We start from the raw sequence: 17,042 nt of genomic DNA on the forward strand, positions 1-17,042 counted from the left end.
CTAATGCGGCTGCACGCCGAACGCGCGTGCGAGCTTGTCGATCTTCTCGGCGCGACCGAGCCTCGGCAGGTCGCTACCATCGCGGATGACGCGGCCGCGGGACTCGAAATCGGCCAGGAAGTCGCGGGCCCACATGACATCCGTCGACGTAGGACTGATGGTCTCGTTGATGAGCGGAACCTGCTCGATGTCGAGGCACAGCTTGCCGGTGAGGCCGAGCGAGACGGCGAGCGCCGCCTGTTCCCTGAGCACCGGATGCCCGCTGCCGACGGTGGGGCCGTCGATCGGCCCGGGCAGCCCACCGATGCGGCTCGCCACCACGAGTCGGGAACGTGGGTATGCCATGGCCAGGTCGTCCGAGCTCGTTCCGGTGTCGCGGCGATAATCGCCACTGCCGAAGGCGAGACGGAACACGCCGCGGGCGCGAGCGATGTTCGTGGCCTCCTCGATTCCGAGCGCGGACTCGATGAGCGCCAGCACGGGGATGGTCCCGCCGAGGCGATCGAACGTCTCGGTGATGTGCTCTGGCGACTCGGTCTTGGCGAGCACGACACCGCGCAGGCCGGGCAGTCCCTTGATGCCGTCGACATCATCCGACCAGAACTCCGTGAGTCTGTCGTTGATGCGCACCCAGCCACTGCCGCCGCCGCTGAGCCACGCGATCACGGCCTCGCGCGCGGCCGGCTTGGCCTGCGGGTCCACCGCATCCTCGATGTCGAGCACGATCTGGTCTGCGCGTGACTGCGCAGCCTTGTCGAAGGCGTCGTCGTGTGCTCCGTTGATGAGGAGCCAGGATCGCGCGATATCGGCGGAGACAGGAGTCTCGGCGGAGGAAGCCATAGTCAGTGCGGTGCTTTCTTCATTGAAGGCGGGTGAAGCCGGGTGTGCGCGACAACCGGATTGCGGCTTCACAGGCGAGGTCGTATGCACCAAGACTATCCGACGCGGTGCTCCACACCGGCCGTCGGCCCCCTGTCATACCCTTCTCCCAGGCCCTGCGCGAGCGCACCTCCGCGGTGCACTCTGATACAGAGGGCTCAGCGTTCATCACTGAGCTGCTCTCGGGCAAGCGCAGCAAAGACGACTACATCGCCTTCACCGGCCAGCTCTACTTCATCTACCACGCGCTCGAGGCTGTCGCCGAGACGCTGAAGACGGATGCCGTGGCCACGGCCTTCATCTCCCCCTGCTGCAGCGCCAGTTCGGTTTCGAGACCAACGGCGTCGGCTTCTACATCTTCGCCGAGATCGCCAAGCCGAAGCCGTTCAAGGACGCCTACCGCGCCGAGCTCGACGCGGTGGGCTGGGACGAGGACGAGCGCGCCCGCGTGATCGAGGAGGCCAACGTGGCCTTCCGGCTCAACGCCGACCTGTTCGCGGAGCTCGACGAGGCCACCTCGACGGTCGCCGCCTGAGCGAGGGCATCACTGGCCGCAGGATCTGGCGTCACCTACGGCCTCTCTGACAGAGGAGATCGGTAGGCTGCGGAGATCATGACAGGGTCCCAACCGCGAGCACGTATCGGCACCTCTGCGTGGAACAAGCCGCATTGGCGGGGCCATTTCTATCCACAGGGACTGGTGCAGCGCCGAGAGCTCGAATACGCGGCGAGCCGTCTCTCCACGCTCGAAATCAACACGACCTTCTATGGCCTCCCCCACCCCTCCAGCTATCTGAAGTGGAGTGCAGAAACACCGGATGACTTCATCTTCTCGGTCAAGGGGAACAAGGCGATCACTCACGACAACAGCCTCAAGAACTCCGCACGGGGCATTGTCGCTTTCCTGGCCTCGGGTGTTCTCACCCTGCAGCGAAAACTGGGGCCGATCCTGTGGCAGATACCCGAGAGGCTCCCGTTCCGACAAGACACGATAGAAGACTTCCTCGCCACACTTCCGCACTCGGTCGACGAGGTGCGACGGCGCGTCGAACAGCACGGCATCTCCGAAGTCGACGAGACCTCCTGGGGTGCTGACCGCCCCATCCGGCATTGCTTCGAGGTGCGTCACCCGAGCTTTCTCACTCCGGCGTTCACCGAATTGCTCCGCCACTACGCCGTCGCCGCGGTCGTGACGAATTCACCCGGCTGGCCCGTTATCCACGATGTGACGTCGGATTTCGTATATGTGCGATTGCACGGCGACCTCACGCACTACCCGAACGGCTACGACGAAGCAACCCTCGACAATTGGGCACGGCTTGTCGACGGCTGGCGCAGCGGAGAAGCCTGCCCGGACGGCCAGGGCCGGGACGTCTTCGTCTACTTCGACAATCCCGACGGCAGCGGAACTCGCTCGCCCTTCGATGCCATGAGTCTCCAGGCACGGCTCGATGGGCGCCCGCTTCTTCCTCCCACGGCCATCCAGCCGGCTCTCTGGACCGAGTGATCGAGTCCGCTGGCAGCGCACGGCCTGAGGCTTCCCCGGCAGAATAGAGGGATGACTCTGCCCTCCTCTGACACCGTCGTCAGCTACCCGTCAGGAAGTACCACCGGCACCTCCACGGTCGTGCATGTCGAGCCGCTCGATGACGGGCGCACTGCCGTGCTGCTGGAGTCCACCCCGTGCCATCCGGTGGATGCGGGATGGCCGGACCAGGGCGCGGACCGCGCGAGGCTCGAGTGGGGCGCCGGGTCGGCATCCGTCGTGGACTGCCTCGTCGGGGCAAGCGACGGCGCGCAGCTCTTTCTCGGCGTCGACATCCCGGTGCGCAAGGGCACCGAAGGCTGGGCGTTCCTCGTCGCTCACATCATCGACGCCGTACCGCCCGCCACAGGCGAGTCCGTCACGGTGACCGTCGATGCCGAGTACCGCCGTTCGATGTCGCTCGGACACACGGGCTGCCACCTCGCATCGCTCGCCCTCAACCACGCCCTCGCGGATCGCTGGGGCAAGGAGGCCGCACTCGACGCCCTGGGCGTCCCGGACTTCGACAAACTCGCGATCGACTCCTCGACGATCCTGCCGTTCGGCTCCGTCGACACCTTCCGGCTGAACAAGTCGCTGCGACGCAAGGGCTTCGTCTCCGACGGGCTCGCGGATGCGCTGCCGGAGGTCGAGCGGGCCCTCAACGCCTCGCTCGACGGCTGGCTTGCCACGGGCGCCGCTGTCGCCATCCGGCGCGAGGGCGACCGCCTCACCGACCGCCGCTACTGGGAGTGCACGCTCCCGGAGGGTGGGGTGAGCATCCCGTGCGGCGGCACGCACGCCGAGTCGCTCGCCGCGCTCGGCGCTCTTCGGGCGACGCTCGCCCTCTCCGACGACGCCGGCACCGCCGTACTCACCATGACGACGGGGAGGGAGACATCATGAGCACGCTGAACGACGCGGTGCGTGAGCACCTCGACACCGTCGCGAGCGAGATCCGACGCCGAGACGCCGACACACTACTGGAGCTGATGGGACGCATCACCGGTGAGGAGCCACGGATGTGGGGGCCGTCGATCATCGGGTTCGGCAGCTACCACTACAGGTACGCGAGTGGGCGCGAGGGCGATGCCCCGGCCGCGGGGTTCTCGCCACGTAAGGCGGCGACATCCGTCTATCTGCCCGACGGGATCGGTGCGCACACCGAGCGGCTGGTGCGCCTCGGCGAGCACAAGACGGGTGTCGGATGCCTCTACCTCAAGGATCTGGCCAAGATCGATCTGAGGGTGCTCGAGTCGATCCTCACCGAGTCGTACCGCACCGTCACCGCGGGTACCTTCGGGCAGCGCGCGGCCGATTCCTGAGGCCGTCTCCCGAGCCCGGGCGCAGGCGGGCAGTCCGATCAGCCCACAGCGAGCGCGGGTAGGCTCCGATCATGCCCAGTAACTTCTCGTTCAAGACCATGAACGCGGTGCACCGATTCCTCCAACGAGCATCCGGCGGAAGGCTCGGCTGGAGATTCGGCAGTGTCCCGGTGGTCGAGTTGACGACGATCGGAAGGCGCAGTGGCCAGCGGCGGTCGACCATGCTCACTTCCCCTCTGCAGGAGGGCGCCAGCTACGTCGTCGTCGCATCGCGGGGCGGCGACGACCAGAATCCGGCCTGGTTCCTGAACCTGCGCAACGACCCGCACGTGGAGGTCGTGTTCGCGGGCGGACCGCGCACACCCATGCTCGCCCGCGTCGCCACCCCCGAGGAGCGGGCTCGCATGTGGCCGGTCATCACGAAGCGGTACGCCCAGTACGCCGGTTACCAGACGAAGACGAAGCGCGAGATACCTCTCGTGCTGCTGGAGCCTGCCACCTGAGCGCAATCCGGCGCCGAACTCGAGTCCTGCCACACCGTGACCTCCCGGCGAGCCTCCTCGACGATGCGCCGGATTGTCATCGATGCGGCTACCGTAACGCGCGCATCGTTGACAAAACACCGCCCAGTCGGCCGTGCCGAGGCCTTACACGGTCGCCGTGCTCGCCTCGCGCGCGTCGTCGTCAGGGGAGTCGGCGTTGGAAGAACCGGCATCCTGCGGGCCCTCGTGCACGGCGCCCTCGGCGTCGAGGTCGGTCGCGGCCTGCTCGAACTGCGAGTTGTACAGCCGCCAGTACGCGCCCTCCCTCGCGATGAGTTCGGCGTGCGTTCCGTGCTCCACGATGTCGCCCTGCTCCATCACGAGGATCAGGTTCGCGTCGCGAATGGTCGACAGGCGGTGCGCGATCACGAACGACGTGCGCCCCTTGCGCAGCGCGGCCATCGCGTGCTGAAGCAGCAGCTCCGTGCGGGTGTCGACCGAGCTCGTCGCCTCGTCCAGGATGAGCACGCTCGGGTTCGCCACGAACGCGCGCGCGATCGTGATGAGCTGCTTCTCTCCCGCGGAGACGTTCGAGGCCTCCTCGTCGAGCACCGTGTCGTAGCCGTCGGGCAGCGAGTGCACGAAGCGATCGACGTAGGTGGTTCTGGCCGCGTCGAGCACCTCATCGTCGGTCGCACTCTGGCGGCCGTAGCGGATGTTCTCGCGAATGGACCCGGCGAACAGCCATGGATCCTGCAGCACCATGCCGGTGCGGGCGCGAACATCGTTGCGACGCAGATCCGCGATGTTCTGCCCGTTCAACAGGATGCGCCCACCGTTCAGCTCGTAGAACCGCATGATCAGGTTGACCAGGGTGGTCTTTCCCGCGCCGGTCGGCCCGACGATCGCGACGGTCTGGCCGGGCTCCACGGAGAAGCTCAGGTCGCGGATGAGCGGGCGCTCCGGCGTGTACGAGAACTGCACGTTCTCGAAGACGATCGTGCCGTCCCCGTGTGCCGGAGCAGGAGCATTCGCGGCGTCCGCGCTCTCCTCCTCGGCGTCGAGCATCTCGAAGACGCGTTCGGCCGACGCCGTTCCGGACTGCACGACCGCGGCCATGCCGCCGAGCTCCGACAACGGCTGGGTGAACTGCTGCGAGTACTGGATGAACGCCTGCACGTCGCCAAGGCGGATCTGGCCGCTTGCGACCATGAGTCCGCCGAGCACCGCGATGCCGACATAGGTGAGGTTGCCCACGAACATCATCGCGGGCATCATCATGCCGGAGAGGAACTGCGCCTTGAACGAGGCCTCGAAGAGCTCCTGGTTCTCGGCCTTGAAGTTCGTGAGGGCATCCTTCTCGCGGCCGAACACCTTCACGAGCGCGTGGCCCGAGAACGACTCCTCGACCCTCGCGTTCAGCTTGCCGACCTTGCGCCACTGGATACCGAACGCCTTCTGCGACTTCGGCCCGATGATCCCGAAGATCACGCCCAGCAGCGGCAGGCTCACGAGAGCAACGATGGCAAGCTGCCAGGAGATCGAGAACATCATGATGAGCACGCCGACGACCATGAGCACGTTGGTGAGTGCGGTCGACAGCGACTGCTGCATCGTCTGGGTGATGTTGTCGATGTCGTTCGTCACCCGCGAGATGAGCTCACCGCGCTGCACCTTGTCGAAGTAGCGCAGCGGCATGCGGTTGATCTTCGTCTCGACGTCTTCGCGGAGCGTGAACATCGTCGTCATCATGATCGCGTTGATCACGTAGCCCTGCACCCAGCTGAGCACGGATGCCGCGACATAGAGCGCGAGCACCCACATCAGCACGTGGCTGAGCGCCATGAAGTCGACACCCTGGCCCGGAGTGAGGTGCATCTCGGAGATCATCTTCGCGAGGTCGGTCTGGCCGGAGGCACGAAGCTGCGCCACCGCCTGCGCCTGGGTGACGCCCGCCTGCATGTTCTGGGAGATCACGCCCTCGAAGATGATGTTGGTGGCCTGACCGAGCACCTTCGGTGCGATCACGGAGAGCACGACGCCGATCGCTCCGAGAAGCGAGACGAAGACGAATCCGACGGCGTGCGGCTTGAGCAGGCCGAGCAGGCGGCCGAAGCTCTTGCCGAAGTGCTCCGCCTTGCCCGGCTTGACGCTCATCCAGTCGTCGGCACCGAGCCGAGCCTGCTCTGCGAGCTCGAGCTCGAGCTGTTCCTCTTCCGACAGTGGGGTGGGGGTGTTGGTGCTCATGACTGTGCCTCCACTCCGAGTTGGGATTCGACGATCTCGCGATAGGTCTCGCAGCTCTCGAGCAACTCGTCGTGGGTTCCGAGGCCGACCATGCGTCCGTCGTCGAGCACGACGATGCGGTCGGCGTCCACGATGGTCGAGACGCGCTGCGCGACGACGATCTTGGTCACACTCGGCAACTCGCGCCACAGCGCCTGGCGCAGCCGGGCATCCGTCGTGAGGTCGAGCGCGGAGAACGAGTCGTCGAAGACGAGCACGGATGGCGCGTGCACGATCGCGCGGGCGATCGCGAGCCGCTGCCGCTGGCCTCCGGACACGTTGGTGCCGCCCTGCGCGATGCGCGCGTTCAGGCCTCCCTCCATGTCCGCGACGAAGTCGCGGCCCTGTGCGATCTCGAGCGCGTGCCAGAGTTCTTCGTCCGTCGCGTCCTCGCGGCCGAAGCGCAGGTTGGATGCGACGGTTCCGCTGAACAGGAACGGACGCTGCGGCACCAGGCCGATGCCGTCCCAGAGCAGGTCGAGGTCGGCCTCGCGCACGTCGACGCCGCCGACGAGCACGCTGCCTCCGGTCACGTCGAACAGGCGCGGGATGAGGGAGACGAGCGTGGTCTTGCCCGCACCGGTCGATCCGACGATCGCGACGGTCTCACCCGGTGAGGCGGTGAAGCTCACCCCGGCGACGACCGGGTGCTCGGCTCCGGGGTAGGTGAAGCTCGCGTCGAGCAGCTCGACCGTGCCCGGCGTCGGGAAGTCCGTGACGGCATCCGCAGGCCTCGTCAGCGTCGACTCGCTCGCGAGCACCTCGCTGATGCGGTCCGCGCTCACGGCGGCGCGAGGGATCATCATGGTCATGAAACTCGCCATGAGCACGCCCATGAGGATCTGCATGATGTAGGCCATGAAGGCGAACAGGGTACCGACCTGGATGCTGCCATCGTCGACGCGGATGCCGCCGAACCAGATCACGCCGACGACCGTGATGTTGAGCACGAGCATCGCAAGCGGAAAGAGCAGCACGAACAGTTCGCCGACCCTGCGGCCGATGATCATGATGTCGTGGTTGGCCTTTTCGAAGCGCTTCGCCTCGATGTCCTCGCGCACGAAGGCACGCACGACGCGAATACCGGTCAGCTGCTCGCGCATGATGCGGTTGATCGCGTCGAGCTTCTGCTGCATCCGGCGGAACAGCGGCACCATGCGGCCGATGATGAGGATGGCCATGATGAGCAGGGCGGGCACCGCGACCGCGATGAGCCAGCTGAGCCCGACATCCTGGCGCAGTGCCATGATGACGCCACCGATGGCAAGCAGGGGTGCGCTGACGAGCATTGTCGCGCCCATCATCGCGAGCATCTGCACCTGCTGCACGTCGTTCGTGTTACGGGTGATGAGCGAGCCCGGGCCGAACTGGGCGACCTCGCGCTCGGAGTACGCGGTGACGCGCTCGAAGATGCCGTTGCGGATATCGCGGCCCATGAGCATGGCGGCCCGCGCCGCGAAAAAGGTCGCCACGATCGCGCAGACGATCTGACCGAGCGAGATACCGAGCATCTCGATGCCGGTCGACCAGATGTAACCGGTGTCTCCCGTGACAACACCCTTGTTGATGATGTCGGCATTGAGACTCGGCAGATAGAGGGATGCCATAGCCGAGGCGAACTGGAACAGCAGCACGCCGCCAAGCAGCCAGCGATACGGCTTCAGATAGCGGATGAGGAGTTTTCCGAGCATGGTTTCTTTCGTCGTGCGGGGCCATCTGCCGAGCGCACAGAGGCGTGCGTCAGGCGGAGTAGATGGTGTTGAAGATGTGAGGTTGACGGGCGCGAGGCACCGTGTCGTGAAATTGCGCAGCCGCCTATCTTCGCACGCGACGATGTCGAGGTCAATATCGAATTCAGCCCGGTTCCACGCTGGGCAGGCCCGTGTTGAACATCGTTTAACACGATCATGACGGCGGTTTGTAGGACCCTTTATTTTCCGGCTCAAACCCGGGATGCGTGGCCCACAATCACGACAGCCTCACTGTTCAATGTGCAGTATTCCTTGACACCCGGGTACAACGATCCCATAATTCAACTAATCACCCAGCGGACTCCCCAGACGGAACGTCCCTCCTTCGTGAGCAGGCAACCAATCAACAATGGAGTCGATTATGTCGAATGACACCGCGCCCGAAGCCGACCTCGAAGTGCCGGTCCTGATCGCCGGCGGAAGCCTCGTGGGGCTGACCACCTCGCTGCTGCTGTCTTCCTATGGCATTGACAACCTCGTCGTCGAACGGCATTCGGGCACCGCCATCCACCCGCGAGCCGCGTCGTTCCACCAGCGCACTGTCGAGATCTTCCGGCACGCGGGCGTGCAGGCCCAGGTCGAGGAAGCCGCAGCCAAGGACTTCGAGCAGAACGGCGCGATCGTCGCCGTTGAGAGCCTCTGCGGCAAGGAACTGCAGTACTTCTACAAGTCGTGGAACGAAGGCGTCGAAGACCTCAGCATCACGCCCCGGCTGTTCATCACCCAGGTGAGCCTCGAGCCCGTGCTGGCGAAGGCCGCGGTCGAGCGTGGGGCCGAACATCGCTTCGGCACCGAGCTCACTTCTTTCACCCCGGACGCAGCTGGCGTGACCGCGACGATCACCTCGCGGGCCTCCGGCAGGTCGCAGACCGTGCGTTCGCAGTACCTGGTCGCCGCGGACGGCGCGCACAGCAGCATCCGCGACCAGCTCGGCATCGCGATGCAGGGTCACGGCAGTTCGGAGTGCATCACGATCTACTTCCGCGCGGACATGAAAGAGATGATCGGCGACCGCAACCTGAGCGTCATCTACGTGCTCAACCCGAACCTGCTCGGCTTCTTCCGGTTCGCCCTCGACGGCCAGGCGGGATTCCTCTCGATCTTCTCTGTGAACGACCCGGCCACGGGCGAGAAGCGTGATCTCATCGCCGATCTGAGTGACGAGCGCTGTAGCGAATACGTGCGCATCGCCCTCGGATGCGCGGATGACGTGTCCGTGACGATCGACAGCGTGCAGCGCTGGGAGGCCTCGGCCACCTCGGCCGAGCGCTACAGCTCCGGCCGAGTGTTCCTCGCGGGCGACGCCGCACACACCATGCCGCCCACCGGCGGATGGGGCGGAAACACCGGCGTCGCAGACGCCCACAACCTCGCCTGGAAGCTCGCCATGGTGCTGAAGGGCGTTGCGGGTCCCGCGTTGCTCGAGAGCTACGACGCCGAGCGCCGCCCCGCGGGTCTCATGACGATGGAGCAGGCCTATTCCATCTATGCGGGCCGCTACGCCGAACGCGCCACGCTCGATGCGAAGCCGCTCGCAGAACCGCGCTCGGCCGAGTCGATCGAGCTGGGCACCGTCTACCGCTCCGCCGCCGTGGTCGACCCGGCCGGCCAGAGCGTGCCCGAGAGTGGCGAGTGCGACGTGGTCGATCCGCGCGCACCACTGACGGATGTCGGCAGCCGTGCCCCTCACATCGAGGTGAGCCACGGCGGGCGGGCCCGCTCAGTGCACGACCTGTTCGAGGACGCGTACGTTCTGCTTGCGGGTGCAGAAGGCGACGCGTGGCGCGACGCCGCAAAGACGGTGGCCGCGCGGGACTCGCTCCCGCTGCGTCCGTACACCGTCGGTCCGAAGTCGGATGCCGTCGATTCGGCGGGTGCATTCGCGAGCGCGTACGGCATCGAGTCGAACGGCGCCGTCATCGTGCGCCCGGATGGCGTGGTCGCCTGGCGCTCCCCCGCGGGTGCGGTGGACCTGCAGGAGTCGGTCACCGGCGCGATGACCGCGCTGCTCCAGCGCCAGGGCTGACCACCACTGAAGTGAAAGGGACTGTCGCGTCGAGCGCGACGGTCCCTTTCACTGTGCTGCCACTAGTGCGAGTTCGGCTCACCCGATACCGGAACGGCCTCGTCGCGCCTCCGCGAACGACCGACGAGAGCGACTCTCAATCGGATCGAGGAGTAAATGAAGAATGCCGCAATGACCAGGTTGAGAACAGCGAGGAAGTAGAAACTTCCGGGGCTTACTTCCGTGTTTGCTTGGACCGCAAGATAGATGGCTTGGAGCAAGAACACAGCAGTAAACACGAACCCGGCGGTCGGTCGGGCCGTCATGCGCCACCACGCTCTCGGAGCGTCCTTGGACTCACCTTCGCCCCGAAAGCTACGCACAGCGACAGCAACAGCAATGAGGAGCAGAACACTCCAGGCAATGGTAGCGGCCAGCATTCCCGCCGTGAGCCCCACCGCGAGCAGAACCGTCAGGGCGATTACATATACGACCACGACATAGCTGGTCTTGCCCGCATTGCTCGTAATACGAAAACGCATGTGAACCTCGGCTTCCCTACGAGATGATTTTGTACGTGTAGTAGTTGCACCAGCTACCAGAGTTGCATTGATAGTAGAGCGCCTTGATCCGCTTCTTCTGATAATGGGCGCTAGCAACAGCGTCTGCCAGAGTCGCAGGGGCCGCACACGCCAGGCTAGCTAAGTAGGGCAGCGGCGCAAATTTGCAGGCTGAACCAGTGAAGTTCATTACATTCCACATTCGCTCAACGTCGGCGCGCGAATAGATGATAGTGATAGGCGCAATGTAAGTCGGATCCGCGACTATCGGATACTGGAATTCCGCTGAATGATCAACAACTTGAGTAATCGTTGTGCCGCTAACTTCATAGCGGGTCGGAACTGCCTTGCCAGTGGCGTCGAAAGCCCACGGAGCTGCAATCGCGCCTATGTTCTCTCCAGAAGCATCGAACAAGAGAAAGCCGCCCCCTTCAGGTCTGATGAGGCTGCCTGTGGGAAGATCAAGCCCGTAGCGGTAATGGTTAGGCGCGTCAGGACGGCTGATCACCGTATTAATTTGGACGCTACCGTCAGTCTTCACAATCGGGACTGTCACAGACCCATTGTTATTATCGAAAGACATCACCCCAGCACGTTCCACGACTCCTTTATTCGCTTGATTCGCGAATGGAAGGGTAATCGCGAGAGATTGGCTGGAGATTTGAAGCGATATACCATCCCTGGCTTCGGTCGGGACGGCAATCCGCGCGTGGCCCGAAGACGCGGTGAGGGACTCCGCAGTTTCGGAGACGCCTACGGTCAATGCTAGGGCACCCGGATCGACCGCTGTGATCGATTCGAGTGCTGTGGACGCGTCCGTGGTCAGTGCGTGTGCTGGGATTGCGCCAGTGATCACAAGCAGCGCCGTGATTACAACAGTCATTCCTATCCGCATTAAATTCCCAATAGTTCAGTTGGCTTATCTGAATAGATACTCAGATAGTTTCGGCCATCATACGAGGGTAGACAAGATAGTCGCAAGAGATATTCATTTATTTCCTTACACTTCGGCTGAACCAAGGAGCAGCGCGCGCGATCAGTCCTCTCATCGTGCGGCCGGATGGCGTGGTCGCCTGGCGCTCCCCCACGGGTGCGGTGGACCTGCAGGAGTCGGTCACCGGAGCCATGACCGCGCTGCTCCAGCGCCAGGGCTGACCAGCACTGAAGTGAAAGGGACTGTCGCGTCGAGCGCGACGGTCCCTTTCACTGTGCTGGTCGACGGTGTCAGGCGATCGCGTCGAGCTCCGCCACGGCATCCGCAGGCAGCTCGAGGGCGGCACCGGCCACGTTCTCGCGCAGGTGCGCAACGGATGACGTGCCCGGGATCAGCAGCATGTTCGGCGAGCGCTGCAGCAACCAGGCCAACGCCACGGACATCGGTGTCGTTCCGAGCCGCTCGGCCACGGCATCCAGCGCGCCGGACTGAAGCGGGGTGAAGCCACCGAGCGGGAAGTACGGCACGAACGCGATGCCATCTCGCGCGGTGAGGTCGACGAGCGCATCGTCATCGCGGCGCGCAACGTTGTAGTGGTTCTGCACGCTCACGACGGGTGCGATCGACCGCGCCTCCGCGACCTGCTCGGCCGTCACGTTGCTGACGCCGAGGTGCCGGATGAGACCCTCCTGCTGCAGTTCGGCGAGCGTCTCGAACTGCTCGGCGAGCGACCCCGCCTCCGGTGAATCGATGGCGCCGACGCGCAGGTTGACGAGGTCGAGAACGTCGAGGCCGAGGTGCTCGAGATTGTCGTGCACCTGGCTGCGAAGCTCCTGCGGAGTGCGCGCGTGCGGCCATCCGCCCTTCTCGTCGCGACGAGCGCCGATCTTCGTGACGATGTGAAGCTGCGAGGGGTAGGGCGCGAGCGCCTCGCGGATGATCTCGTTCGTCACGTACGGGCCGTAGAAGTCGGCGGTATCGATGTGGGTGATGCCGAGCTCGACGGCCTCGCGCAGCACCGCGATGGCGGCGACGCGATCCTTCGGAGGCCCGAAGACGCCGGGCCCGGCGAGTTGCATCGCGCCGTAGCCGATGCGGGTGAGTTCGAGGTCGGCCACCGCGTAGGTGCCGCCCGGGAGTGTGTGCACAGTCATGGGGTTCCTTCACTGTCACGGCGGTCGCCGCGAACGGATACCACCCTGCGCCTCGCGCGTCAGCCGAGGGAGTGCCCCGACGATCATGGGGATGCCGACCCTGGGGGTGACAGGATCAGGCGGGCGTCGAATCCGACCTGAGGTTGTCACGCGCCCAGGTGGTGAGTTCCGTGAGCGCGGGCAGCAGTGCGGTGCCCGACTCTGTGAGCGCGTAGACGACCGCGACGGGCGGCCCATCGTCGACGGTGCGAATCACCAGATGCGCTGCGCACAGTTCACTGAGCCGCTCGGAGAGCACGGAGTCGCTGATTCCCGCGACCGATCGACGCAGCTCGGAGAAGGACGCGGTGCCCTCCATGAGCGTGCCGAGAATGATGCCGTTCCATCGTTTGCCGAGAAAGCCGAAGGCCAGCGTCAGTGCCTTGTCGCACATCGGCGCCTGCCGCACCTCGGGCGCGACTCGCACTAACGATTCTCCGGTCACACAGCCAGTCTACCGGTGCTAGTCTCGAAAGTGGTACTAGTAAAATAAGAGTGACCACTGAAAAGGAAGCGTATGACCGTCGTTCTCGAAACCACCCCAGTAAACCCTCTCCCACTGGCCGATGCACCCAGACAACTCGACGCCACTAGCCTGGAAACCCTCTTCACCAAGGCCGCGACGGCCAACCGTTTCGCACCACTCCCCGTGACCGACGAGCAGCTTCGGTCGATCTGGGAACTGGCGAAGTGGCCACCCACCTCCGCGAACTTCCAGCCGATGCGCGTGCTGTTCGTGCAATCTCCCGAGGGTCGGGCGAAACTCGGCGAGTTCATGAACGACAACAATCGCGAGAAGACGGTCGCAGCCCCCGCGGTCGCCATCCTCGCCTTCGACCGCTCCTGGCACGAGAACATCGCGGTGACGACCCCGCACAAGGCAGACCTCACGGAATACTTCGCGAACAACGACGACGCGCGCCTCGAGACCGCGCGAAACAACTCCTGGTTGCAGGCGGGCTACTTCATTCTCGCCATCCGAGCCCTCGGCCTCGCGGCGGGACCGATGACCGGGTTCAACGCGAGCGCGGTCGACGCAGAGTTCTTCAGCGACGGGGCCTGGGGCGCATTCCTCGCCATCAACATCGGATATCCGACCGAGGGCTCCTACCGCGCGCGGATGCCGCGTCTCGACCAGGAGCACACCGTCCAGTTCGCATGATGGGCCGCAGGTCGATCATGGGGCTGACAGGACCATGGTGCGAATATCCCACGCGCCTACAGTGGATGGGTGGCTGAGACGAACGCACTGGGCGAGTACCTGAGGGCTCGCCGGCAATTGGTGAGCCCGGCGGACGTGGGGCTGCGCGTCACGGGCGTGCGCCGCACCCCTGGCCTTCGCCGCGAGGAGGTCGCCACTCTCGCCGGGGTCAGTGCCGACTACTACCTGCGGCTCGAGCAGGGCAGGGATCGCAACCCGTCTCCACAGGTGCTCGAAGCGCTCGCCCGGGTGTTCGGGCTCGACGCCGCCGCGACCCAGTACCTGCTCAGCCTGTCGGGTTCGCAGCGCCCCGCACCGAAGCGGCCACATCGCGAGGTGGTGCCGCCCGGCGTGCTGCAGCTGCTCGACGTGATCGGCCTGCCCGCGTTCGTGGAGGGGTCACTGTTCGCCGTGCTCGCGACGAACCCGCTGGCCACGGCGCTGTCCCCGAGCATCCGGGTGGGCCAGAACCGCATGCTCGCGATGTTCCTCGACCAGGCGGAACAGGATCTTTACCCGGACTGGGAGCAGGCCATCGTCGGGATGATCGCGGCCTTCCGCACCTCCGTCGGCATGCGCCTGGATGACCCGCGCGTCGCGCAGCTCGTCGGTGAACTCTCGCTGCGCAGCGAACGGTTCCGCCAGTTGTGGGCCAGGCACGATGTCAAGGCGCTCGTTGGCGCGCCCGTGCGGATGCAGCATCCTCAGCTCGGGATGCTAGAGCTGGCCCGCGAGAAACTATCCATCGGCGACACGGGTCAGCTGCTCGTGATCTACCACGCGGAACCCGGCTCCGAGAGCGCCCGATCGCTCGCGCTGCTCGGGTCGCTCGCCGCTTCCGACATGCCACTTCCGGCCCGCGCGGAAAAGTAGGCCGCCGTTCCGAGCCACCTGCTGCGCCGAGTTGCGGCAAAGTGTGGGTGACAGGACCCAACACCCGCACTTTGCCGCAATTGGATGGCGCGTTCGTGTCACACGCGCGTCGGCTACGTCGTCTCAGCGTGTAGGGGAAAGCCCCCGGACGAGAAAAGGTGTTGAACATGCGGGTATTTGTGGCAGGCGGAACCGGAGTCATCGGCAGGCGGCTCATCCCGCAGCTCGTGGCGCGTGGGCATCAGGTGACGGCAACGACGTCGAATCCGGGCAAGGTGGGGCTGCTGGAGCAGCTGGGCGCAGACGGCCTCGTGATGGACGGGCTCGATGCGGCCTCGGTCGGAGAGGCCGTGGCACTGGCCCGGCCGGACACGATCGTGCACCAGATGACCGCGATCTCCGTGGCGCACGCGGGCAAGCCCGACCTCAAACACATCGATCGGTGGTTCGCCACCACCATCCGATTGCGCACCGAGGGAACGGACCACCTGCTCGCCGCAGCAGAGGCGACCGGTGTATCCCACTTCGTCGCGCAAAGTTACGCTAGTTGGAACGGCATCCGTCAAGGCGGATGGGTGAAGACCGAAGAGGACCCGCTCGACCCGGAGACGACAACGATCATGCGCAGGGGCGCGGATGCCATCCGCCACCTCGAGGACGCCGTCCTCGGAGCCGATGGCGCGGTCTTGCGCTACGGCGCGCTCTACGGCCCGGGTGCCACCGACGACCAGGTGAACCTCGTGCGAAAGCGGCAGTATCCGCTCGTCGGGAGTGGTGACGGATATAGCTCGTGGATACATCTGGACGATGTGGCGAGCGCCACCGTGCTCGCGGTGGAGCAGAAGGCGAGGGGCGTGTTCAACATCGTCGACGACGAACCTGCCCCGGCCAGCGAGTGGCTTCCCTACCTGGCGGCCTGCGCGGGCGCAAAGCCCCCGGTGCGGGTGCCCGTATGGCTTGCCCGACTGCTGGCAGGCGAGGCCGCGGTCGTCATGATGTCCGAGGGGCGTGGCTTCTCCAACGCCAAGGCGAAGCGGGAACTCGGCTGGCAGCTGCGCTATCCGTCGTGGCGTGACGGTTTCAAGGAAGGATTGGCGTGACTCGGATCGACGAGTTCCAGAACCTGCGGTCGCTGCTGTTCGCCATCGCCTACCGCATCCTCGGCAGCGTGAGCGAGGCCGAAGATGCGGTGCAGGAGACTTGGCTGCGTTACGAGGCGTCCGCAACGGAACCGACCTCGATCAAGGCCTTTCTCTCTGCCATCGTGACCCGCATCTCGATCGACGTGTTGCGCTCGGCACGGGTGCGCCGAGAAGAATACGTCGGTCAGTGGTTCCCCGAGCCGCTGCTGGACGATCCCTACGACGATCCGGAGCGGGCAGCCGAGCTGGCCGATTCGGTATCGATGGCGGCCCTTCTGTTGCTCGAGCGGCTCAGTCCCCTTGAGCGCGCGGTCTTCGTGTTGCGGGAGGTGTTCGCCTTCGACTTTGCCGAGATCGCATCGGCAGTGGGGCGATCGGAGACGGCGTGCCGCCAGCTCGCTGTGCGCGCACGCCAGCACATGGATGCGGGTCGGCCCCGGTTCGAGGCCGACCGCGGCGAGCGCGAGAAGCTCGCCGAGCGATTCTTCGGTGCCTTCAGACAGGGGGATGTCGACGGCTTGCGCGAACTCCTCGCCGCCGACGTGCAGATGATCGGGGACAGCGGCGGCAAGGCGCCACAGTGGGGCAGCAGCATCCTCGGGGCCGAGAAGGTGGCCAGGATGCTCGCCGCAATCGCCGTGCCGTTCCTCCAGATCGGCGGCACTGTCGCGCCGCAGGAGGTGAACGGCCAGGCGGGCGCGATCTTCCGCGACCGGGACAACAAGGTGGTCAATGCTCTGGTGCTGGACATCCTCGACGGACAGATCCAGACCATCCGCTCGGTCATCAATCCAGACAAGCTCGGACACGTCGGCCCCGTGGCGGATGCGTGGGCGGTCGTCCGCGAGGCGACCGCAGTGCGCCGACTGCCGAACTGACAGTGATG

The 17,042-nt window shown here is 65.3% G+C and carries 17 protein-coding genes and 1 pseudogene; 11 read left to right on the plus strand and 7 right to left on the minus strand.

Annotation, left to right across the window (positions count from 1 at the left end; genetic code table 11):
• Nucleotides 1-840 (minus strand): HpcH/HpaI aldolase/citrate lyase family protein, encoded by an 840-nt coding sequence (locus ABUA28_RS01395; RefSeq protein WP_349902060.1) that lies wholly within the window; start codon nucleotides 838-840, stop codon nucleotides 1-3.
• A gap of 176 nt (nucleotides 841-1,016) precedes the next feature.
• Here ABUA28_RS01395 and ABUA28_RS01400 point away from each other — a divergent pair.
• The 6 genes and pseudogenes from ABUA28_RS01400 to ABUA28_RS01425 form a co-directional block, all read left to right on the plus strand.
• Nucleotides 1,017-1,127 (plus strand): annotated as a pseudogene (locus ABUA28_RS01400) (biliverdin-producing heme oxygenase); the annotation flags it as partial.
• Nucleotides 1,128-1,246: 119 nt separating this feature from the next.
• A complete protein-coding gene (locus tag ABUA28_RS01405) occupies nucleotides 1,247-1,414 on the plus strand; it encodes a biliverdin-producing heme oxygenase (RefSeq protein WP_349902683.1) in 168 nt (55 codons plus the stop codon).
• Between the two features lie 78 nt (nucleotides 1,415-1,492).
• On the plus strand, nucleotides 1,493-2,386 hold the full coding sequence (locus tag ABUA28_RS01410) for a DUF72 domain-containing protein (RefSeq protein ID WP_349902062.1): 894 nt from the start codon (nucleotides 1,493-1,495) through the stop codon (nucleotides 2,384-2,386).
• Between the two features lie 51 nt (nucleotides 2,387-2,437).
• Nucleotides 2,438-3,310 (plus strand): alanyl-tRNA editing protein, encoded by an 873-nt coding sequence (locus ABUA28_RS01415; protein ID WP_349902064.1) that lies wholly within the window; start codon nucleotides 2,438-2,440, stop codon nucleotides 3,308-3,310.
• Nucleotides 3,307-3,729: a DUF1801 domain-containing protein gene (locus tag ABUA28_RS01420; protein ID WP_349902065.1), complete on the plus strand. Its 423-nt coding sequence runs from the start codon at nucleotides 3,307-3,309 to the stop codon at nucleotides 3,727-3,729. The genes ABUA28_RS01415 and ABUA28_RS01420 overlap by 4 nt, the downstream gene beginning before the upstream one ends.
• A 71-nt stretch (nucleotides 3,730-3,800) precedes the next feature.
• Nucleotides 3,801-4,232 carry a nitroreductase/quinone reductase family protein gene (locus tag ABUA28_RS01425; RefSeq protein ID WP_349902067.1) on the plus strand — a complete coding sequence of 144 codons (432 nt, stop codon included), beginning with the start codon at nucleotides 3,801-3,803 and terminating at the stop codon, nucleotides 4,230-4,232.
• 144 nt (nucleotides 4,233-4,376) lie between these two features.
• Here ABUA28_RS01425 and ABUA28_RS01430 read toward each other — a convergent pair whose 3' ends face one another.
• The gene (locus ABUA28_RS01430) at nucleotides 4,377-6,458 is read right to left on the minus strand and encodes an ABC transporter ATP-binding protein (protein ID WP_349902069.1); all 2,082 of its coding nucleotides are present in this window, start codon (nucleotides 6,456-6,458) and stop codon (nucleotides 4,377-4,379) included.
• Nucleotides 6,455-8,188 carry an ABC transporter ATP-binding protein gene (locus ABUA28_RS01435; RefSeq protein ID WP_349902071.1) on the minus strand — a complete coding sequence of 578 codons (1,734 nt, stop codon included), beginning with the start codon at nucleotides 8,186-8,188 and terminating at the stop codon, nucleotides 6,455-6,457. Before ABUA28_RS01435 ends, ABUA28_RS01430 begins: the two co-directional genes overlap by 4 nt.
• 421 nt (nucleotides 8,189-8,609) lie before the next feature.
• On the opposite strand from ABUA28_RS01435, the gene ABUA28_RS01440 reads away from it, so the two are divergent.
• Nucleotides 8,610-10,274 carry an FAD-dependent monooxygenase gene (locus ABUA28_RS01440; RefSeq protein ID WP_349902073.1) on the plus strand — a complete coding sequence of 555 codons (1,665 nt, stop codon included), beginning with the start codon at nucleotides 8,610-8,612 and terminating at the stop codon, nucleotides 10,272-10,274.
• Between the two features lie 62 nt (nucleotides 10,275-10,336).
• On the opposite strand, the gene ABUA28_RS01445 is transcribed toward ABUA28_RS01440, so the two are convergent.
• The 4 genes from ABUA28_RS01445 to ABUA28_RS01460 all read right to left on the minus strand — a co-directional run bounded on the left by ABUA28_RS01445 (nucleotide 10,337) and on the right by ABUA28_RS01460 (nucleotide 13,385).
• On the minus strand, nucleotides 10,337-10,795 hold the full coding sequence (locus tag ABUA28_RS01445; RefSeq protein WP_349902075.1) for a hypothetical protein: 459 nt from the start codon (nucleotides 10,793-10,795) through the stop codon (nucleotides 10,337-10,339).
• Nucleotides 10,796-10,811: 16 nt separating this feature from the next.
• Entirely contained in the window at nucleotides 10,812-11,696 is an 885-nt protein-coding gene (locus tag ABUA28_RS01450) for a hypothetical protein (protein WP_349902076.1), read from the minus strand.
• 341 nt (nucleotides 11,697-12,037) lie between these two features.
• Nucleotides 12,038-12,901: an aldo/keto reductase family oxidoreductase gene (locus ABUA28_RS01455; RefSeq protein ID WP_349902078.1), complete on the minus strand. Its 864-nt coding sequence runs from the start codon at nucleotides 12,899-12,901 to the stop codon at nucleotides 12,038-12,040.
• A gap of 115 nt (nucleotides 12,902-13,016) precedes the next feature.
• On the minus strand, nucleotides 13,017-13,385 hold the full coding sequence (locus ABUA28_RS01460; RefSeq protein ID WP_349902080.1) for a winged helix-turn-helix transcriptional regulator: 369 nt from the start codon (nucleotides 13,383-13,385) through the stop codon (nucleotides 13,017-13,019).
• A gap of 72 nt (nucleotides 13,386-13,457) precedes the next feature.
• Between ABUA28_RS01460 and ABUA28_RS01465 the strand changes: the two genes are divergently transcribed.
• The 4 genes from ABUA28_RS01465 (at nucleotide 13,458) to ABUA28_RS01480 (ending at nucleotide 17,034) form a co-directional block, all read left to right on the plus strand.
• Nucleotides 13,458-14,102, plus strand: coding sequence for a malonic semialdehyde reductase (locus ABUA28_RS01465; protein ID WP_349902081.1), 645 nt, complete (start codon nucleotides 13,458-13,460; stop codon nucleotides 14,100-14,102).
• Between the two features lie 69 nt (nucleotides 14,103-14,171).
• The gene (locus ABUA28_RS01470; protein ID WP_349902083.1) at nucleotides 14,172-15,014 is read left to right on the plus strand and encodes a helix-turn-helix domain-containing protein; all 843 of its coding nucleotides are present in this window, start codon (nucleotides 14,172-14,174) and stop codon (nucleotides 15,012-15,014) included.
• Between the two features lie 167 nt (nucleotides 15,015-15,181).
• Nucleotides 15,182-16,114, plus strand: coding sequence for an NAD-dependent epimerase/dehydratase family protein (locus tag ABUA28_RS01475; RefSeq protein ID WP_349902085.1), 933 nt, complete (start codon nucleotides 15,182-15,184; stop codon nucleotides 16,112-16,114).
• On the plus strand, nucleotides 16,111-17,034 hold the full coding sequence (locus ABUA28_RS01480) for an RNA polymerase sigma-70 factor (RefSeq protein ID WP_349902087.1): 924 nt from the start codon (nucleotides 16,111-16,113) through the stop codon (nucleotides 17,032-17,034). Before ABUA28_RS01475 ends, ABUA28_RS01480 begins: the two co-directional genes overlap by 4 nt.
• Nucleotides 17,035-17,042: the final 8 nt, after the last annotated feature.

This window comes from Parafrigoribacterium humi (assembly GCF_040227205.1).
Taxonomy (GTDB): domain Bacteria; phylum Actinomycetota; class Actinomycetes; order Actinomycetales; family Microbacteriaceae; genus Parafrigoribacterium_A; species Parafrigoribacterium_A humi.

Excerpts from the sequence above, each read along its gene's own strand:
- ABUA28_RS01395 (WP_349902060.1), bottom strand. The coding sequence starts at position 840 with ATGGCTTCCTCCGCCGAGACTCCTGTCTCCGCCGATATCGCGCGATCC.
- ABUA28_RS01410 (WP_349902062.1), top strand. The coding sequence starts at position 1,493 with ATGACAGGGTCCCAACCGCGAGCACGTATCGGCACCTCTGCGTGGAAC.
- ABUA28_RS01415 (WP_349902064.1), top strand. The coding sequence starts at position 2,438 with ATGACTCTGCCCTCCTCTGACACCGTCGTCAGCTACCCGTCAGGAAGT.
- ABUA28_RS01420 (WP_349902065.1), top strand. The coding sequence starts at position 3,307 with ATGAGCACGCTGAACGACGCGGTGCGTGAGCACCTCGACACCGTCGCG.
- ABUA28_RS01425 (WP_349902067.1), top strand. The coding sequence starts at position 3,801 with ATGCCCAGTAACTTCTCGTTCAAGACCATGAACGCGGTGCACCGATTC.
- ABUA28_RS01430 (WP_349902069.1), bottom strand. The coding sequence starts at position 6,458 with ATGAGCACCAACACCCCCACCCCACTGTCGGAAGAGGAACAGCTCGAG.
- ABUA28_RS01435 (WP_349902071.1), bottom strand. The coding sequence starts at position 8,188 with ATGCTCGGAAAACTCCTCATCCGCTATCTGAAGCCGTATCGCTGGCTG.
- ABUA28_RS01440 (WP_349902073.1), top strand. The coding sequence starts at position 8,610 with ATGTCGAATGACACCGCGCCCGAAGCCGACCTCGAAGTGCCGGTCCTG.
- ABUA28_RS01445 (WP_349902075.1), bottom strand. The coding sequence starts at position 10,795 with ATGCGTTTTCGTATTACGAGCAATGCGGGCAAGACCAGCTATGTCGTG.
- ABUA28_RS01450 (WP_349902076.1), bottom strand. The coding sequence starts at position 11,696 with ATGACTGTTGTAATCACGGCGCTGCTTGTGATCACTGGCGCAATCCCA.
- ABUA28_RS01455 (WP_349902078.1), bottom strand. The coding sequence starts at position 12,901 with ATGACTGTGCACACACTCCCGGGCGGCACCTACGCGGTGGCCGACCTC.
- ABUA28_RS01465 (WP_349902081.1), top strand. The coding sequence starts at position 13,458 with ATGACCGTCGTTCTCGAAACCACCCCAGTAAACCCTCTCCCACTGGCC.
- ABUA28_RS01475 (WP_349902085.1), top strand. The coding sequence starts at position 15,182 with ATGCGGGTATTTGTGGCAGGCGGAACCGGAGTCATCGGCAGGCGGCTC.